The 13,106-nt window shown below is 74.5% G+C and carries 14 protein-coding genes; all 14 read left to right on the top strand.

The genetic code is table 11. The features are described from left to right. Positions 1-140: 140 nt before the first annotated feature. The 14 genes from ACI8AX_RS23105 to dapB all read left to right on the top strand — a co-directional run bounded on the left by ACI8AX_RS23105 (position 141) and on the right by dapB (position 12,838). Complete coding sequence (locus ACI8AX_RS23105; protein WP_456552218.1) at positions 141-440, top strand: DUF503 domain-containing protein; 300 nt, start codon at positions 141-143, stop codon at positions 438-440. Between the two features lie 82 nt (positions 441-522). Continuing rightward, complete coding sequence (gene rbfA, locus ACI8AX_RS23100) at positions 523-1,029, top strand: 30S ribosome-binding factor RbfA (RefSeq protein ID WP_456552217.1); 507 nt, start codon at positions 523-525, stop codon at positions 1,027-1,029. Next, positions 1,026-1,268 (top strand): hypothetical protein, encoded by a 243-nt coding sequence (locus ACI8AX_RS23095; protein ID WP_456552216.1) that lies wholly within the window; start codon positions 1,026-1,028, stop codon positions 1,266-1,268. The genes rbfA and ACI8AX_RS23095 overlap by 4 nt, the downstream gene beginning before the upstream one ends. Further along, positions 1,265-2,311, top strand: coding sequence for a DHH family phosphoesterase (locus tag ACI8AX_RS23090; RefSeq protein WP_456552215.1), 1,047 nt, complete (start codon positions 1,265-1,267; stop codon positions 2,309-2,311). Before ACI8AX_RS23095 ends, ACI8AX_RS23090 begins: the two co-directional genes overlap by 4 nt. 1 nt (position 2,312) lies before the next feature. Then, positions 2,313-3,689 (top strand): MATE family efflux transporter, encoded by a 1,377-nt coding sequence (locus ACI8AX_RS23085; RefSeq protein ID WP_456552214.1) that lies wholly within the window; start codon positions 2,313-2,315, stop codon positions 3,687-3,689. A gap of 55 nt (positions 3,690-3,744) precedes the next feature. Then, entirely contained in the window at positions 3,745-4,662 is a 918-nt protein-coding gene (gene truB / locus ACI8AX_RS23080) for a tRNA pseudouridine(55) synthase TruB (RefSeq protein ID WP_456552213.1), read from the top strand. A gap of 43 nt (positions 4,663-4,705) precedes the next feature. Further along, on the top strand, positions 4,706-5,044 hold the full coding sequence (locus ACI8AX_RS23075; protein ID WP_456552212.1) for an antibiotic biosynthesis monooxygenase family protein: 339 nt from the start codon (positions 4,706-4,708) through the stop codon (positions 5,042-5,044). A 111-nt stretch (positions 5,045-5,155) separates the two neighbouring features. Beyond that, complete coding sequence (locus ACI8AX_RS23070) at positions 5,156-6,295, top strand: branched-chain amino acid aminotransferase (protein WP_456552211.1); 1,140 nt, start codon at positions 5,156-5,158, stop codon at positions 6,293-6,295. A 1-nt stretch (position 6,296) separates the two neighbouring features. Beyond that, on the top strand, positions 6,297-7,250 hold the full coding sequence (locus ACI8AX_RS23065; protein WP_456552210.1) for a bifunctional riboflavin kinase/FAD synthetase: 954 nt from the start codon (positions 6,297-6,299) through the stop codon (positions 7,248-7,250). 151 nt (positions 7,251-7,401) lie between these two features. Continuing rightward, positions 7,402-7,671: a 30S ribosomal protein S15 gene (gene rpsO / locus ACI8AX_RS23060; RefSeq protein WP_014742314.1), complete on the top strand. Its 270-nt coding sequence runs from the start codon at positions 7,402-7,404 to the stop codon at positions 7,669-7,671. A 274-nt stretch (positions 7,672-7,945) separates the two neighbouring features. Continuing rightward, positions 7,946-10,222: a polyribonucleotide nucleotidyltransferase gene (locus ACI8AX_RS23055; RefSeq protein WP_456552209.1), complete on the top strand. Its 2,277-nt coding sequence runs from the start codon at positions 7,946-7,948 to the stop codon at positions 10,220-10,222. A 107-nt stretch (positions 10,223-10,329) separates the two neighbouring features. After that, on the top strand, positions 10,330-11,619 hold the full coding sequence (locus tag ACI8AX_RS23050) for a M16 family metallopeptidase (RefSeq protein WP_456552208.1): 1,290 nt from the start codon (positions 10,330-10,332) through the stop codon (positions 11,617-11,619). After that, positions 11,619-11,984, top strand: a complete 366-nt coding sequence (locus ACI8AX_RS23045) for a VanZ family protein (protein ID WP_456552207.1) — start codon at positions 11,619-11,621, stop codon at positions 11,982-11,984. Before ACI8AX_RS23050 ends, ACI8AX_RS23045 begins: the two co-directional genes overlap by 1 nt. Before the next feature lie 47 nt (positions 11,985-12,031). After that, positions 12,032-12,838 carry a 4-hydroxy-tetrahydrodipicolinate reductase gene (gene dapB, locus ACI8AX_RS23040; RefSeq protein ID WP_456552206.1) on the top strand — a complete coding sequence of 269 codons (807 nt, stop codon included), beginning with the start codon at positions 12,032-12,034 and terminating at the stop codon, positions 12,836-12,838. Positions 12,839-13,106: the final 268 nt, after the last annotated feature.

The following is a 13,106-nucleotide window of genomic DNA, read 5'->3' as shown; positions in this document are numbered from 1 at the left end:
AGCTCCAGGACGTCATCGAGACGTTCGAGGACCGCGAGAAGCGGCGCGACTGTGCAAGGACCCGGCTGCAGGTTCCCGCCCCTCCCACGCGCGGCGCGGGACCCTGCAGCGGAGCCGTTCCAGCAACTGACGGGGAGGCGGTGGGCGTGTTCACGGGCACGCTCACCGCCGACCTGTTGCTCGGCGACGTCCACTCGCTCAAGGGGAAACGCGCCGTCGTCCGGCCGATCGTGGCCGAACTGCGGCGCCGCTTCTCCGTGGCCGCCGCCGAGGTCGGCGACACCGACCTGCACCGCCGGGCGCAGGTGGGGGTCGCCACCGTGGCCGGGGACGTCGGTCAGGTCACCGACGTCCTCGACGCCTGCGAGCGGTTGCTGGCCGACCGGCCCGAGGTGACGCTGCTGTCGACGCACCGGCAGCTGTTCAGCGACACCGATTAAGGACCCCCGTGCCCCCCACACCTCGCCAGCGCGGCGCGGGCCCCTGCACGGGGGCCGTTCCATCGAGTCACCTGGAGGTGCCATGGCCGACCCGGCCCGCGCCCGCAAGCTCGCGGTGCGCATCCGACAGATCGTCTCCGCGGCGATCGAGTCCCAGATCAAGGACCCCCGGCTGGGCATGGTGACGGTCACCGACGCCCGGGTGACCAGCGACCTGCGCGAGGCCACCGTCTTCTACACCGTCTACGGCGACGCCACGCAGGTCGAGGACTCGGCCAAGGCGCTGGCCAGCGCCACCGGCGTCCTGCGGTCCACCGTCGGCAAGCAGACCGGGATCAAGTTCGTGCCGACCCTGGCCTTCGTCGCCGACCACGTCCCCGACACCGCGCGCGAGCTCGACGCCGCCCTCGAGCGGGTCAGGTCCGCCGACGCCGAGCTGGCCCGGCTGCGCGAGCACGCCACCTACGCCGGCGACGCCGACCCCTACCGCCACCCGGCCGAGGACGACGACGAGGACGACGACGACACCGCCGACGCGCCGGCGGCCGGCAGCGACGTCCCCGCCGAGAGCAGGAGCGCGAGCGCATGAGCGAGAACGACCCCGACCCGGCCCTCCCCGACGAGGGGCAGGACCGCGTCGAGCTCGGGGGCACGGAGATGCCGGCCGACGGCGACCCGACCCTCGGCGGGCGCACCGGCCAGATCGGCGAGACGGCGAGCATCGCCGCCGACGAGCCCGACGACGGCGGGCCGCCCATCCCGGTGGCCGGCGGCGACGTGCGCGAGGAGCCGAACGCGCCGCCGGTCGCCGATCCCGGACCGAAGTGAGCGCCGTCCCGCAGCCGTCACCGGGCACCGGGCGGACGGCGGCCGGTGTCCTCGCCGACGCCGCCGCCGCCCGCGCGACCGTCGTCCTGTGCGCGCACGTGCAGCCCGACGCCGACGCGCTGGGCTCCACCCTCGCCCTGACCGGCGCCCTGCGCCGGTGCGGTGCGCGGGTGCTCGCGACGTTCCCCGAGCCGTTCGTGCTGCCGGTGTCCCTGTCCTGGCTGCCCGGCGCCGCCGGCCTGGTGCCCTCGTCGGAGGTGCCGTCCTCGCCCGACGTCTTCGTCAGCCTGGACGCCGCCTCGCCCGGTCGCCTCGGCGAGCTCGCGCCGCTGCTCGAGCGGGCCGGCACCTCCGTCGTGCTCGACCACCACGCGAGCAACCCCGGCTTCGGCGACGTCCGCGTCGTCGACCCCGGCGCGCCGGCGACGGTCACCCTGGTCGCCGGCCTGCTCGACGAGCTCGGGGTGACCCTCGACGCCGAGCTCGCCACCTGCCTGTACGCCGGGCTCGCCGCCGACACCGGCTCCTTCCGCTTCGGCAGCACCCGGCCCGACACGCACGAGCTGGCCGCGCGCCTGCTGGCCACGGGGATCGACCACGCCGGCATCAGCCGCCGGCTGTTCGACACCGCGCCGTTCGGCTGGCTGCGCCTGCTCTCGCAGGTCACCGGCCGGGCGCAGCTGGAGCTCGCCGTCGGCGCCGGGCTGGTGTGGACGTGGTCGAGCACCGCGGAGGCGGCCGAGCACGGCCTGCCCGCCGAACAGCTCGAGGCCCTCGTCGACGTCGTCCGCTCCACCGAGGAGGCCGACGTCGCCTGCGTCCTCAAGGGGCAGGACGACGGCACCTGGTCGGTGTCGATGCGCTCCCGGGGGGCCACCGACCTGTCCCGGGTGGCCATGGCGCTGGGCGGCGGGGGCCACCGCGCCGCCGCGGGCTTCACCTCGCACGCCGACCGGGAGGGCACCATCGCGGCCATCCGCGCCGAGCTCTGCGCGTCGCCGACCTCCCGGTCGGCACCGCGGCCAGGCGCCGTCCCCGGCTGACGTGGAGCCGGACCAGGCCACCGGGCCGGCAGGTCTCCGCCCTCCGCGGCCCGGTGCCTCCGAACCGCTGGGGACCCCGCGCCGCGGGCCGTCGGTCCTCGCCCTCGCCGCGCCGGCGCTGGTCGTGCTGGCCGCCGAGCCGCTGTACCTGCTCGTCGACACCGCCGTCGTCGGGAACCTGGGCACCGTGCCGCTGGGCGGGCTCGCCGTCGGCGGGGGGCTGCTGGCCTGGGCCGCGGCCCTGCTGAACTTCCTCGCCTACGGCACCACCGCCCGCGCCGCGCGCCGCGCGGGGGCCGGTGACCGGGCCGGTGCGGTCGCGGAGGGTGTGCAGGCCACCTGGCTCGCGGTGGCCCTCGGCGCCGGCGTCCTGCTGCTGTTCCAGGTGCTGGCCGGGCCGCTGACCCGGCTGCTCGCCGGCGGCGGGGGAGAGGTGGCCGAGGCCGGGGAGGAGTGGCTGCGCGTCGCCTCCCTCGGCGCGCCGCTGCTGCTGGTCTCCCTGGCCGGGAACGGGTGGCTGCGCGGTGTCCAGGAGCTGCGCCGGCCGGTCCGGTACGTGCTCGCCGGGTCGCTGACCAGCCTGGTCCTGTGCCCGCTGCTGGTGCACACCGCGGGTCTGGGGCTCCCCGGGTCGGCGGTGGCCAACGTCGTCGGGCAGGCGCTGACCGCGGCGCTGTTCGTCCGGGCGCTCGTCCGGGAGGGTGCCGACTGGCGGCCGCGGCCCCGAGCGGTCCGCGCCCAGCTGCTCCTCGGCCGCGACCTGCTGCTGCGGGCGGCGGTCCTGCAGCTGGCGTTCCTGGTCGCGGCCGGCGTGGCCGCCCGCGCCGGCCAGGCCGAGCTGGGCGCCCACCAGATCGCCCTGCAGCTGTTCTTCTTCCTCGCCCTGGTGCTCGACGCCTACGCGATCGCCGCGCAGACCCTGGTCGGGCACGCGCTCGGGGCCGGGAGGCCCGGCGCGGCCCGGGCCACGGCGCTCCGGGTCGTGTGGTGGGGGCTGGGCACCGGGATCGCGGTCGCCGTGCTGCTGCTCGCGCTGCGCGGGGTGCTCGTGCCGCTGTTCACCGACGACCCGGCCGTGCAGGAGCAGGCGGAGCTGGTGTGGTGGTTCCTCGCCGGCTTCCAGCCGCTCGCCGGCGTCGTCTTCGCCCTGGACGGCGTCCTGATGGGTGCCGGCGACGTGGGCTACCTGCGCACCGTCACCATCGGCGCCGCCGTCGTCGGGTTCCTGCCGCTGTCCCTGCTGGCGGGTCCGCTCGACCTCGGGCTGGCCGGCATCTGGACCGGGCTGACCCTCTTCATCGCGCTGCGCCTGGTCGCCGTGCTCGTGCGGGTGGCGGGGGACCGGTGGCTGAGCGCACCTGCGACGGTGGGCGCATGAGCGCACTCCACGACGACGCTCCGCCGGCGCTCCAGGTCCCCGCGGGGACCCCGCTGTGAGCCCCCGCCGTCCCGACGCCGACGTCGCCCCCGGCATCCTGCTCGTCGACAAGCCCGGCGGCATGACCTCCCACGACGTCGTCGCCCGCGCCCGGCGCGCGCTGTCGGTCCGCCGGATCGGCCACGCCGGCACCCTCGACCCGATGGCCACCGGCCTGCTGGTCCTCGGCGTCGGCGCCGCGACCCGGCTGCTCGGGCACCTGAGCGGCTCGGACAAGACCTACGAGGCGACCGTCCGACTGGGCCAGAGCACCGTCACCGACGACCGCGAGGGGGAGGTGCTGACCACGACCTCCGCCGGGCACCTGGACGACGACGCGGTGCGGGCCGCCCTCGCCGCGCAGACGGGGCCGCTGCTGCAGGTCCCCTCCTCCGTGAGCGCGGTCAAGGTGGCCGGCCGGCGCTCCTACGACCGCGTCCGGGCCGGCGAGGACGTCGTCCTCGAGCCGCGCGCGGTCACCGTGCACCGGCTGGACGTCCACCGCGTCCACCGGCCGACCCCCGACCTGGTCGACGTCGAGGTCACGGTGGTCTGCACCGCCGGCACCTACATCCGGGCCATCGCCCGGGACGCGGGCGCCGCCCTCGGTGTCGGCGGTCACCTCACCGCCCTGCGGCGGACGGCCTCGGGCCCCTTCACCACGGAGCAGGCGGCGCCGGTCGAGGACGCCGCGGCCGCGCTCGCCGCCGGGGGAGGGCGCGGCGTCCTGGGCCTGACCGAGGCGGCGACGGCGGTGTTCCCGGCCCGCGCGGTGACCGCCGAGGAGGCCACCGCCCTGGGCTACGGCCAGCGCGTCCCGGCCACGGGCACGCCGGGGCTCACGGCCGCGGTCGACCCCGCCGGCCGGCTGGTCGCACTCCTCGAGGACGCCGGTCGCACGGCACGCGTGACGGTCGGCTTCCCACCCGGCTGATCAGCGCGGTTGACCGCCGTCGGGCCGGGGAAGAGGCACCCGCATGAGCGTCGTGAAGATCAACGCGATCACCGTGCCCAAGGAGCGGCAGGAGCGCTTCGAGGAGCGCTTCCGCGGACGGGCCGGTGCGGTCGAGAGCACCCCCGGCTTCGAGTGGTTCGAGCTGCTGCGCCCGCAGGAGGGCACCGACCAGTACCTCGTCTACACCCGGTGGGAGACCGAGGCCGCCTACGAGGCCTGGCAGTCCAGCCAGGACTTCGACCGCGCGCACTCCGGCGGCGGTGACACCCTCGCCCCGGCGGCCGCCCAGTCGTCGCACCTGTGGTCCTACGAGGTCATCGAGAGCGCCGGGCCGAAGGTGGACCAGGAGAACCAGGCCTGACGCCCGCCGGTGGCCACCGGACCGCGGCGGCCACCGGCCACGGGCGCCGGACTACTGTGAGCGGGCGGGTCCGCAGCACCGGCGGGCCCGCCCGACACGCAGGTGGGAGCCATGACCGACACCCTCGCCGACAGCCGTACCTCCCCCCGGGTCTTCACCGAGGGCGTACCGGTCGTCGTGGAGGAGGCCCGGCGCCGTCCGGCCGCCGAGCGGCAGCAGCTCCTGGACGACCCCGGTTTCGGCCGCTACTTCACCGACTCGATGTTCGTGGCGCGCTACCGCGTCGGCGAGGGCTGGTACGACGCCCGGCTGACCCCCTACGCGCCGCTGCAGGTCGACCCGGCCACCGCCGCGCTGCACTACGCGCAGTCGATCTTCGAGGGCCTCAAGGCCTACGCCCAGCCCGACGGCAGCGTGGCGACGTTCCGCCCCGAGGCCAACGCCGCGCGCTTCGCCCGCAGCGCCCGCCGCCTGGCGATGCCGCCGGTGCCGGAGGAGGCCTTCCTGTCCGCCGTCGACGCCCTCGTCGACGCCGACCGCGAGTGGGTGCCCACCGGCCCCGACCAGACGCTGTACCTGCGGCCCTACCAGCTGGCCACCGAGCCCTTCCTCGGTGTGCGGCCGGCGCACGAGTACCTCTTCCTCGTCATCGCCAGCCCGGCCGGCGCCTACTTCCCGCGCGGCGTGCACCCCGTGTCGGTCTACCTCTCCGAGGACTACATCCGGGCCGCGCCCGGCGGCACCGGCGACGTCAAGTGCGCCGGGAACTACGCCGCCAGCCTGCTGGCGCAGGAGCAGGCGATCGACGCCGGCTGCGACCAGGTCGTGTGGCTCGACGCGCACGAGAAGCGCTACGTCGAGGAGATGGGCGGGATGAACCTGTTCTTCGTCCTCGGCTCCGGGGACGACGCCGAGCTGGTCACCCCCGAGCTCACCGGCACCCTGCTGCCCGGCATCACCCGCGACTCGCTCATCACCGTCGCCCGCGAGCTCGGTCACCGGGTCACCGAGCGGAAGTTCAGCGTCGACGAGTGGCGGGCCGGCGTGGCCGACGGCACGGTGACCGAGACCTTCGCCTGCGGCACGGCCGCCGTCATCACGCCCGTGGGCGAGGTGAAGGCACGCACCGGCGACTTCACCGTCGGCGACGGCAGCCCGGGCCCGCTCACCATGCGGCTGCGGGGGCACCTGCTCGACATCCAGCACGGCCGGGTGCCCGACACCCACGGCTGGCTGCACCGGGTCTCCTGAGGTGCTGCGCTGGCGTGGGCTCGACGCCGTCCCCGACGACCTCGGTCGCACCGTCGTCACGATCGGCATGTACGACGGGGTGCACCGCGGTCACCAGAAGCTGATCGGCGCGGCGGTCGCGCGCGCCCGGTCGCTGGGCCGGCCGTGCCTGCTGCTGACCTTCGACCCGCACCCGGCCGAGGTGGTCCGGCCGGGGTCGCACCCGGCGATCCTGACCTCGCTGGACCGCAAGGCCGAGCTGGTCGAGCAGCTCGGGGTCGACGCCATGTGCGTGCTGCCGTTCACCCAGGACCTCATGCGGCTGTCGCCGGAGTCCTTCACGCACACGGTGCTGGCCTCGACGCTGCACGCGTCGCACGTCGTGGTGGGGGAGAACTTCACCTACGGGCACCGGGCCGCCGGCACCGTCGCGACGCTGACCACGGAGGGCCGACGCTTCGGCTTCTCGGTCGAGGGCGTCGGCCTGGCCAGCCTCGCCGAGGAGGAGGAGCTCACGATCTCCTCGACCTACGTGCGGGCCTGCGTCGCCGCCGGTGACATGCAGTCGGCCTCGGCCGCGCTGGGCCGGCCGCACCGGGTCGACGGCGTCGTCGTCCGCGGGCACCGCCGCGGCCGGCAGATGGGCTACCCGACCGCGAACGTGGAGAGCCCGCCGTACACGGCGGTCCCCGCCGACGGCGTCTACGTCGGGCACTTCGTCCTGCGCGACGTCGAGGGTGCCAGCGGCGCACGGTTCCCGGCCGCGATCTCGGTCGGCACCAACCCCACCTTCGACGGCACCCGCCGCACGGTCGAGGCCCACCTCATCGACTGGGACGGCGACCTGTACGGCGAGCACTGCGGCGTCGAGTTCAGCGCCCGGCTGCGCGGCCAGGTGCGCTTCACCGGGATGCAGGACCTCATCACGCAGATGGACGCCGACCTGGTCGAGGCGCGGAGACTGCTCCAGCTCTGAGGTGACCCCGACGGGGCCCGCGCACCACGCCGTTCCGGTGCGCTCCCGGGGACCGCGTACGATGAGGTGTCGGGTTCCGACCCGACTCGTGTGTCCACCTGCCCCCGTGATGCAGACCGGGGGCGCACACCTGCCCGCCGGGAGGCGACCGATGGCGCTCGAGAGCGCGACGAAGAAGCAGATCATGACCGAGTACGCCACGGTCGAGAACGACACCGGCTCCCCCGAGGTCCAGGTCGCGATGCTCACGCGTCGGATCAGCGACCTCACCGAGCACCTCAAGCAGCACAAGCACGACCACCACAGCCGGCGGGGCCTGCTCCTGCTGGTCGGCCGTCGTCGCCGGCTGCTGAACTACCTGGCGAAGACCGACATCAACCGGTACCGCTCGCTCATCGAGCGGCTGGGTCTGCGCCGCTAGCACGTCGAGGGGACCGTCCCGGTCGGGACGGTCCCCTCTTCCGTGCGGCACCCGCCGCACGGACCCCGGCCTCCGGCCGATCCGGCCAGATGCGGTCCGGTCCTCGGTGGTGGCCCCCGGGCATGCCGTCCCCCTCGTGGGGAACGCAGACCCGGGGGTTTCGATCGAAGACCGGTCGCCCCGGACGCAGTCGGCGCAGGGCGCCACGAGAGGACATCCGGCGCGACAGCGCCAATAGAGGACGTCGCCGCATGCGACGTAGGAAGAGGACAGCATGTCCGCACCCACCACCAGCAGCAGCATCGCTGCCGAGTTCGACCCCGAGGACGGGGTCACCACCGCCACCGCGGTCATCGACAACGGCAGCTTCGGCAGCCGCAGCATCACCTTCGAGACCGGCCGGCTCGCCCGGCAGGCCGCCGGCTCCGTCGTCGTCAGCATGGGCGACACCATGCTGCTGTCGGCCACCACGGCCGGGAAGCAGCCCAAGGAGCACTTCGACTTCTTCCCGCTGACGGTCGACGTCGAGGAGCGCATGTACGCCGCCGGGCGCATCCCCGGCTCGTTCTTCCGCCGCGAGGGCCGGCCGTCCGAGGACGCGATCCTCACCTGCCGCCTGATCGACCGGCCGCTGCGCCCGACCTTCGCCAAGGGCCTGCGCAACGAGGTCCAGGTCGTCATCACGGTCCTGTCGCTGGACCCGTCCCACTTGTACGACGTGCTGGCCATCAACGGCGCGTCGGCGTCCACCCAGCTGTCGGGCCTGCCGTTCTCCGGTCCGATCGGCGGCACCCGCGTCGCGCTCATCCGCGGCCAGTGGGTCGCCTTCCCGACGCACACGGAGCTCGAGGAGGCCGTGTTCGACATGGTCGTGGCCGGCCGGGCCCTGCCCGACGGCGACGTCGCGATCATGATGGTCGAGGCCGAGGCGACCGAGAAGACGATCGAGCTCGTCGCCGGCGGGGCCACCGCCCCGACCGAGGAGGTCGTGGCCCAGGGCCTCGAGGCCGCCAAGCCGTTCATCAAGGCGCTGTGCGACGCGCAGGCCGCGCTGGCCGAGAAGGCCGCCAAGCCGGTCGCCGACTTCCCGCGGTTCCTGGACTACCAGGACGACGTGTACGCCGCCGTCGAGGCCGAGGCCGCCGCGAAGCTGGCCGAGGTCCAGGCGATCGCCGGCAAGCAGGAGCGCGAGACCGCGACCGACGAGCTCAAGGAGGCCGTGAAGGCCGCCCTGGCCGACCGGTTCGAGGGCCGCGAGAAGGAGGTCTCGGCCGCCTTCCGCTCGGTGACCAAGAAGGTCGTCCGCCAGCGCATCCTGCGCGACAAGGTCCGCATCGACGGCCGCGGCGTCACCGACATCCGGCCGCTGTCGGCCGAGGTCGAGGTCGTGCCGCGGGTGCACGGCTCGGCGCTGTTCGAGCGCGGCGAGACCCAGATCCTGGGGATCACCACGCTGAACATGCTCCGCATGGAGCAGCAGCTGGACACGCTGTCGCCCGAGACGCGCAAGCGGTACATGCACAACTACAACTTCCCGCCGTACTCCACCGGTGAGACCGGGCGCGTGGGCTCGCCCAAGCGCCGCGAGATCGGCCACGGCGCGCTCGCCGAGCGCGCGCTGCTGCCGGTGCTGCCCGACCGCGAGGAGTTCCCCTACGCGATCCGGCAGGTGTCCGAGGCGCTGGGCTCCAACGGCTCGACGTCCATGGGCTCGGTCTGCGCCTCGACGCTCGCGCTGCTCAACGCCGGTGTGCCGCTGAAGGCGCCGGTCGCCGGCATCGCCATGGGCCTGGTCTCCGACGAGGTCGACGGCAAGACCGAGTACGTCGCGCTGACCGACATCCTCGGCGCCGAGGACGCGTTCGGTGACATGGACTTCAAGGTCGCCGGCACCAAGGACTTCGTGACGGCCCTGCAGCTGGACACGAAGCTCGACGGCATCCCCTCCGACGTCCTCGCCGGTGCGCTGACCCAGGCCCGCGCGGCCCGGCTGCACATCCTCGACGTCATGGGCGAGGCCATCGACGGCCCCGACGAGATGAGCCCGTACGCGCCGCGGGTCACCACGGTGCGCATCCCGGTCGACAAGATCGGCGCGGTCATCGGCCCCAAGGGCCAGATGATCAACGCGATCCAGGACGAGACCGGCGCGGACATCACCATCGAGGACGACGGCACGATCTACGTCGGCGCGTCCGACGGCCCCTCGGCCCAGGCCGCGGTGGACCGGATCAACGCCATCGCCAACCCGCAGATGCCCAAGGTCGGGGAGCGGTTCCTCGGCACGGTCGTCAAGACCACGCCGTTCGGTGCCTTCGTCTCCCTGCTCCCGGGCAAGGACGGCCTGGTGCACATCAGCAAGCTCGGTGGCGGCAAGCGCATCGGCAAGGTCGAGGACGTCGTGAACGTCGGCGACAAGCTGCAGGTCGAGATCAGCGACATCGACGCCCGCGGCAAGATCAGCCTCGTGCCGGTGGCCGCCGAGGGCGACGGCGACGGTGGCGCCCCAGCCGAGGCCGCTCCTGCCGAGGCCGCGCCGCAGGACGCGTGAGCACGGGGCGCATGCCTCCGGAGCACAGAGCGACCCCCGGGGCCGGGGCCGACGCAGCAGCGTCGGTCCCGGCCCCGGCCGGGTTCACGGAGGCGGGGGTCACCCAGGTGCTGGACGTCGACGACGTCGGCGGCCGGGTCGAGCGCACGCTGCTGCCCAGCGGCCTGCGGGTGCTCACCGAGACCATGCCCGGCGTCCTCTCGGCGACGGTGGGCATCTGGGTGGGCGTCGGCTCGCGCGACGAGACCGACGCGCTGGCGGGCTCCTCGCACTTCCTCGAGCACCTGCTCTTCAAGGGCACCCGCACCCGGTCGGCCCTGGAGATCGCGACGGCGATGGACTCCGTCGGCGGTGAGATGAACGCCTTCACCGCCAAGGAGCACACCTGCTACTACGCGAACGTGCTCGCCAGCGACCTGCCGCTGGCCGTCGAGATCCTCGGTGACCTGGTCACCGACGCCCTCAACACCGCCGACGACCTCGAGAGCGAGCGCACGGTCGTGCTCGAGGAGATCGCCATGCGCGACGACGAGCCGGCCGACGCGGTCCACGACCTGTTCGCCGAGACGCTCTTCGGCGGCACCGCGCTGGGCCGCTCGGTGCTCGGCACGGTCGAGTCGATCGAGTCCCTGAGCCGGGACGACGTCGACGGCTGGTACCGCGGCCGCTACGCCGTCCCGTCGATCGTGGTCACGGCGGCCGGCCGCGTGACCCACGAGCAGGTCCTCGAGCTGGTGCACCGCGCCTTCGGCGAGCGGCTCACCGGGCGCGCGGCGCCGGCGCCGCTGCGGACGGGGGAGGACGTCGTCCTCGACCGGCCGGCGCGGCCCACGGGCCTGATCCGCCGGCGGACCGAGCAGACCCACCTGCTCCTGGGCAGCGTGGGCATCGGCCGGCTGGACGAGCGCCGGCACGCCGCCGCGGTCCTGGAGACCGCGGTCGGGGGCGGCATGAGCTCGCGGCTGTTCCAGGAGATCCGGGAGAAGCGCGGCCTGGTCTACAGCGTCGGCTCGGCGCTCACCCACTACGCCGGCACGGGCGCCTTCTCCGTGTACGCCGGCTGCTCGCCCAAGCGGGTGCCCGAGGTGCTGCGGCTGGTCCGCGAGGAGCTGGCTCGGGTGGCGGCCGAGGGCCTCACCGAGGAGGAGGTCGCGCGCGGCCGCGGCCAGCTCCGCGGCGGCTTGGTGCTGGGCCTGGAGGACACGGGCTCGCGGATGACGCGGCTGGGCAAGAGCGAGCTCTCCCACGGCGAGTACGTGCCCGTCCGCGAGGTGCTCGCCCGGATCGACGCGGTCGACGCCGGCCAGGTGCGCACCGTCGCCGCCGACCTGCTGACCCGGCCGACGTGCCTGGCGGTCGTCGGGCCCTACCGCGAGTCCGACCTCGACCGGCTCTGATGGCGCACCCCGTCCTCGCCGTCCACGGGGCGCTGTCCCGGGGCGTCCTCGCGGTCACCGTCCTGGTCTCGCTCGCGGTGCTGTTCACCCCGGGCGACGACGTCCCCTCGGCGCCGTTCGGCGTGGACAAAGTGGTGCACCTGCTGCTCTTCACCGCGCTGGCGCTCGCCGGCCGGTGGGCGGGGGTCCGGCCGCGGGAGCTGGCGGTCCTGCTGACCGGGTACGCCCTGGTGAGCGAGGTCGTGCAGGCGCTGGCCCCGCTGGAGCGGTCCGGCTCGATCGCCGACTGGCTCGCCGACGTGCTCGGGGTGGCGCTCGGGCTCCTGGCCTGGGCGGGGATCGCCCGCGACCGCACGTCCCGGTAGGCGGACGGCGGCTTGCGCCCCGGCCGGACGACCGGAAACCTGACCCGGTGACCACCGCCGCGCCCGCCCCCGGCCCGCAGGACGCCAGCACGGGAGCGGGCGAGTCGCCCCTGGTGTCCGTGGGGGTCCTCGGCGCGCGCGGCCGGATGGGCGCCGAGGTCGTCAAGGCCGTGAACGCCGCGGACGACATGGAGCTCGTCGCCATGGTCGACGCGGGGGACTGGCTGTTCAACGTCGCCGACGCCGGCGCGCAGGTGGTCGTGGACTTCACCCGCCCCGACGTCGTCATGGACAACATCCGCTTCTGCATCGACCAGGACATCCACTGCGTGGTGGGGACGACGGGCTTCGACCAGGAGCGGCTGGACACCGTGCGTGGGTGGCTCGAGCCCAAGCCCGAGCTCGGGGTGGTGATCGCGCCCAACTTCGGGATCGGCGCCATCCTGCTCATGCGCTTCGCGCAGGAGGCCGCGCGCTTCTTCCCCTCCACCGAGATCGTGGAGCTGCACCACCCGAACAAGGTCGACGCCCCCTCGGGGACGGCGGTGCGCACCGCCCGCCTGGTGGCCGACGCCCGGCGCGCTGCGGGCATGGCCGCCTCGCCGGACGCGACCACGGACGCGCTCCCGGGCGCCCGGGGGGCCGACGTCGACGGCGTGCACGTCCACGCGGTGCGGCTGACCGGGCTGGTCGCCCACCAGGAGGTGCTGATGGGCGCCGAGGGGGAGACCCTGACGCTGCGGCACGACTCCTACGACCGTGCGTCCTTCATGCCCGGCGTGCTCCTCGCGGTGCGCGAGGTCCGCCGGCGCCCCGGTCTGACCGTCGGCATCGAGTCGTTCCTCGGCCTCTGAGGGGCCCCGGGAACGCCGTGACGGAGGCCGCACCCCCCCTCCGTGCAGCCCCCTCCAGGGGCGTGTATGGTTCTCACTGTTGCCGGATCGGGCCCGCGAGGGCCGCGGAGCGAACACCCCCGGGTGGCCAGCCTCCGAGACCGGCGTACAGTGGGACAAGCCGCCGTTGACGAGGGCCTCTCAGGGGGTCTGGTTCTTCGCGCGTCCGTTCCTTGAGAACTCAACAGCGTGCCGAAAGTCAGTGCCAAGTAATACCCCGGGTGCTGCG

This window comes from Blastococcus sp. SYSU D00813 (assembly GCF_054050735.1).
Note: the sequence above shows the minus strand (reverse complement) of the source record. Positions and strands in the feature narration are given on the sequence as shown.

Excerpts from the sequence above, each read along its gene's own strand:
- rbfA (WP_456552217.1), top strand. The coding sequence starts at position 523 with ATGGCCGACCCGGCCCGCGCCCGCAAGCTCGCGGTGCGCATCCGACAG.
- ACI8AX_RS23095 (WP_456552216.1), top strand. The coding sequence starts at position 1,026 with ATGAGCGAGAACGACCCCGACCCGGCCCTCCCCGACGAGGGGCAGGAC.
- ACI8AX_RS23075 (WP_456552212.1), top strand. The coding sequence starts at position 4,706 with ATGAGCGTCGTGAAGATCAACGCGATCACCGTGCCCAAGGAGCGGCAG.
- ACI8AX_RS23070 (WP_456552211.1), top strand. The coding sequence starts at position 5,156 with ATGACCGACACCCTCGCCGACAGCCGTACCTCCCCCCGGGTCTTCACC.
- rpsO (WP_014742314.1), top strand. The coding sequence starts at position 7,402 with ATGGCGCTCGAGAGCGCGACGAAGAAGCAGATCATGACCGAGTACGCC.
- ACI8AX_RS23055 (WP_456552209.1), top strand. The coding sequence starts at position 7,946 with ATGTCCGCACCCACCACCAGCAGCAGCATCGCTGCCGAGTTCGACCCC.
- ACI8AX_RS23045 (WP_456552207.1), top strand. The coding sequence starts at position 11,619 with ATGGCGCACCCCGTCCTCGCCGTCCACGGGGCGCTGTCCCGGGGCGTC.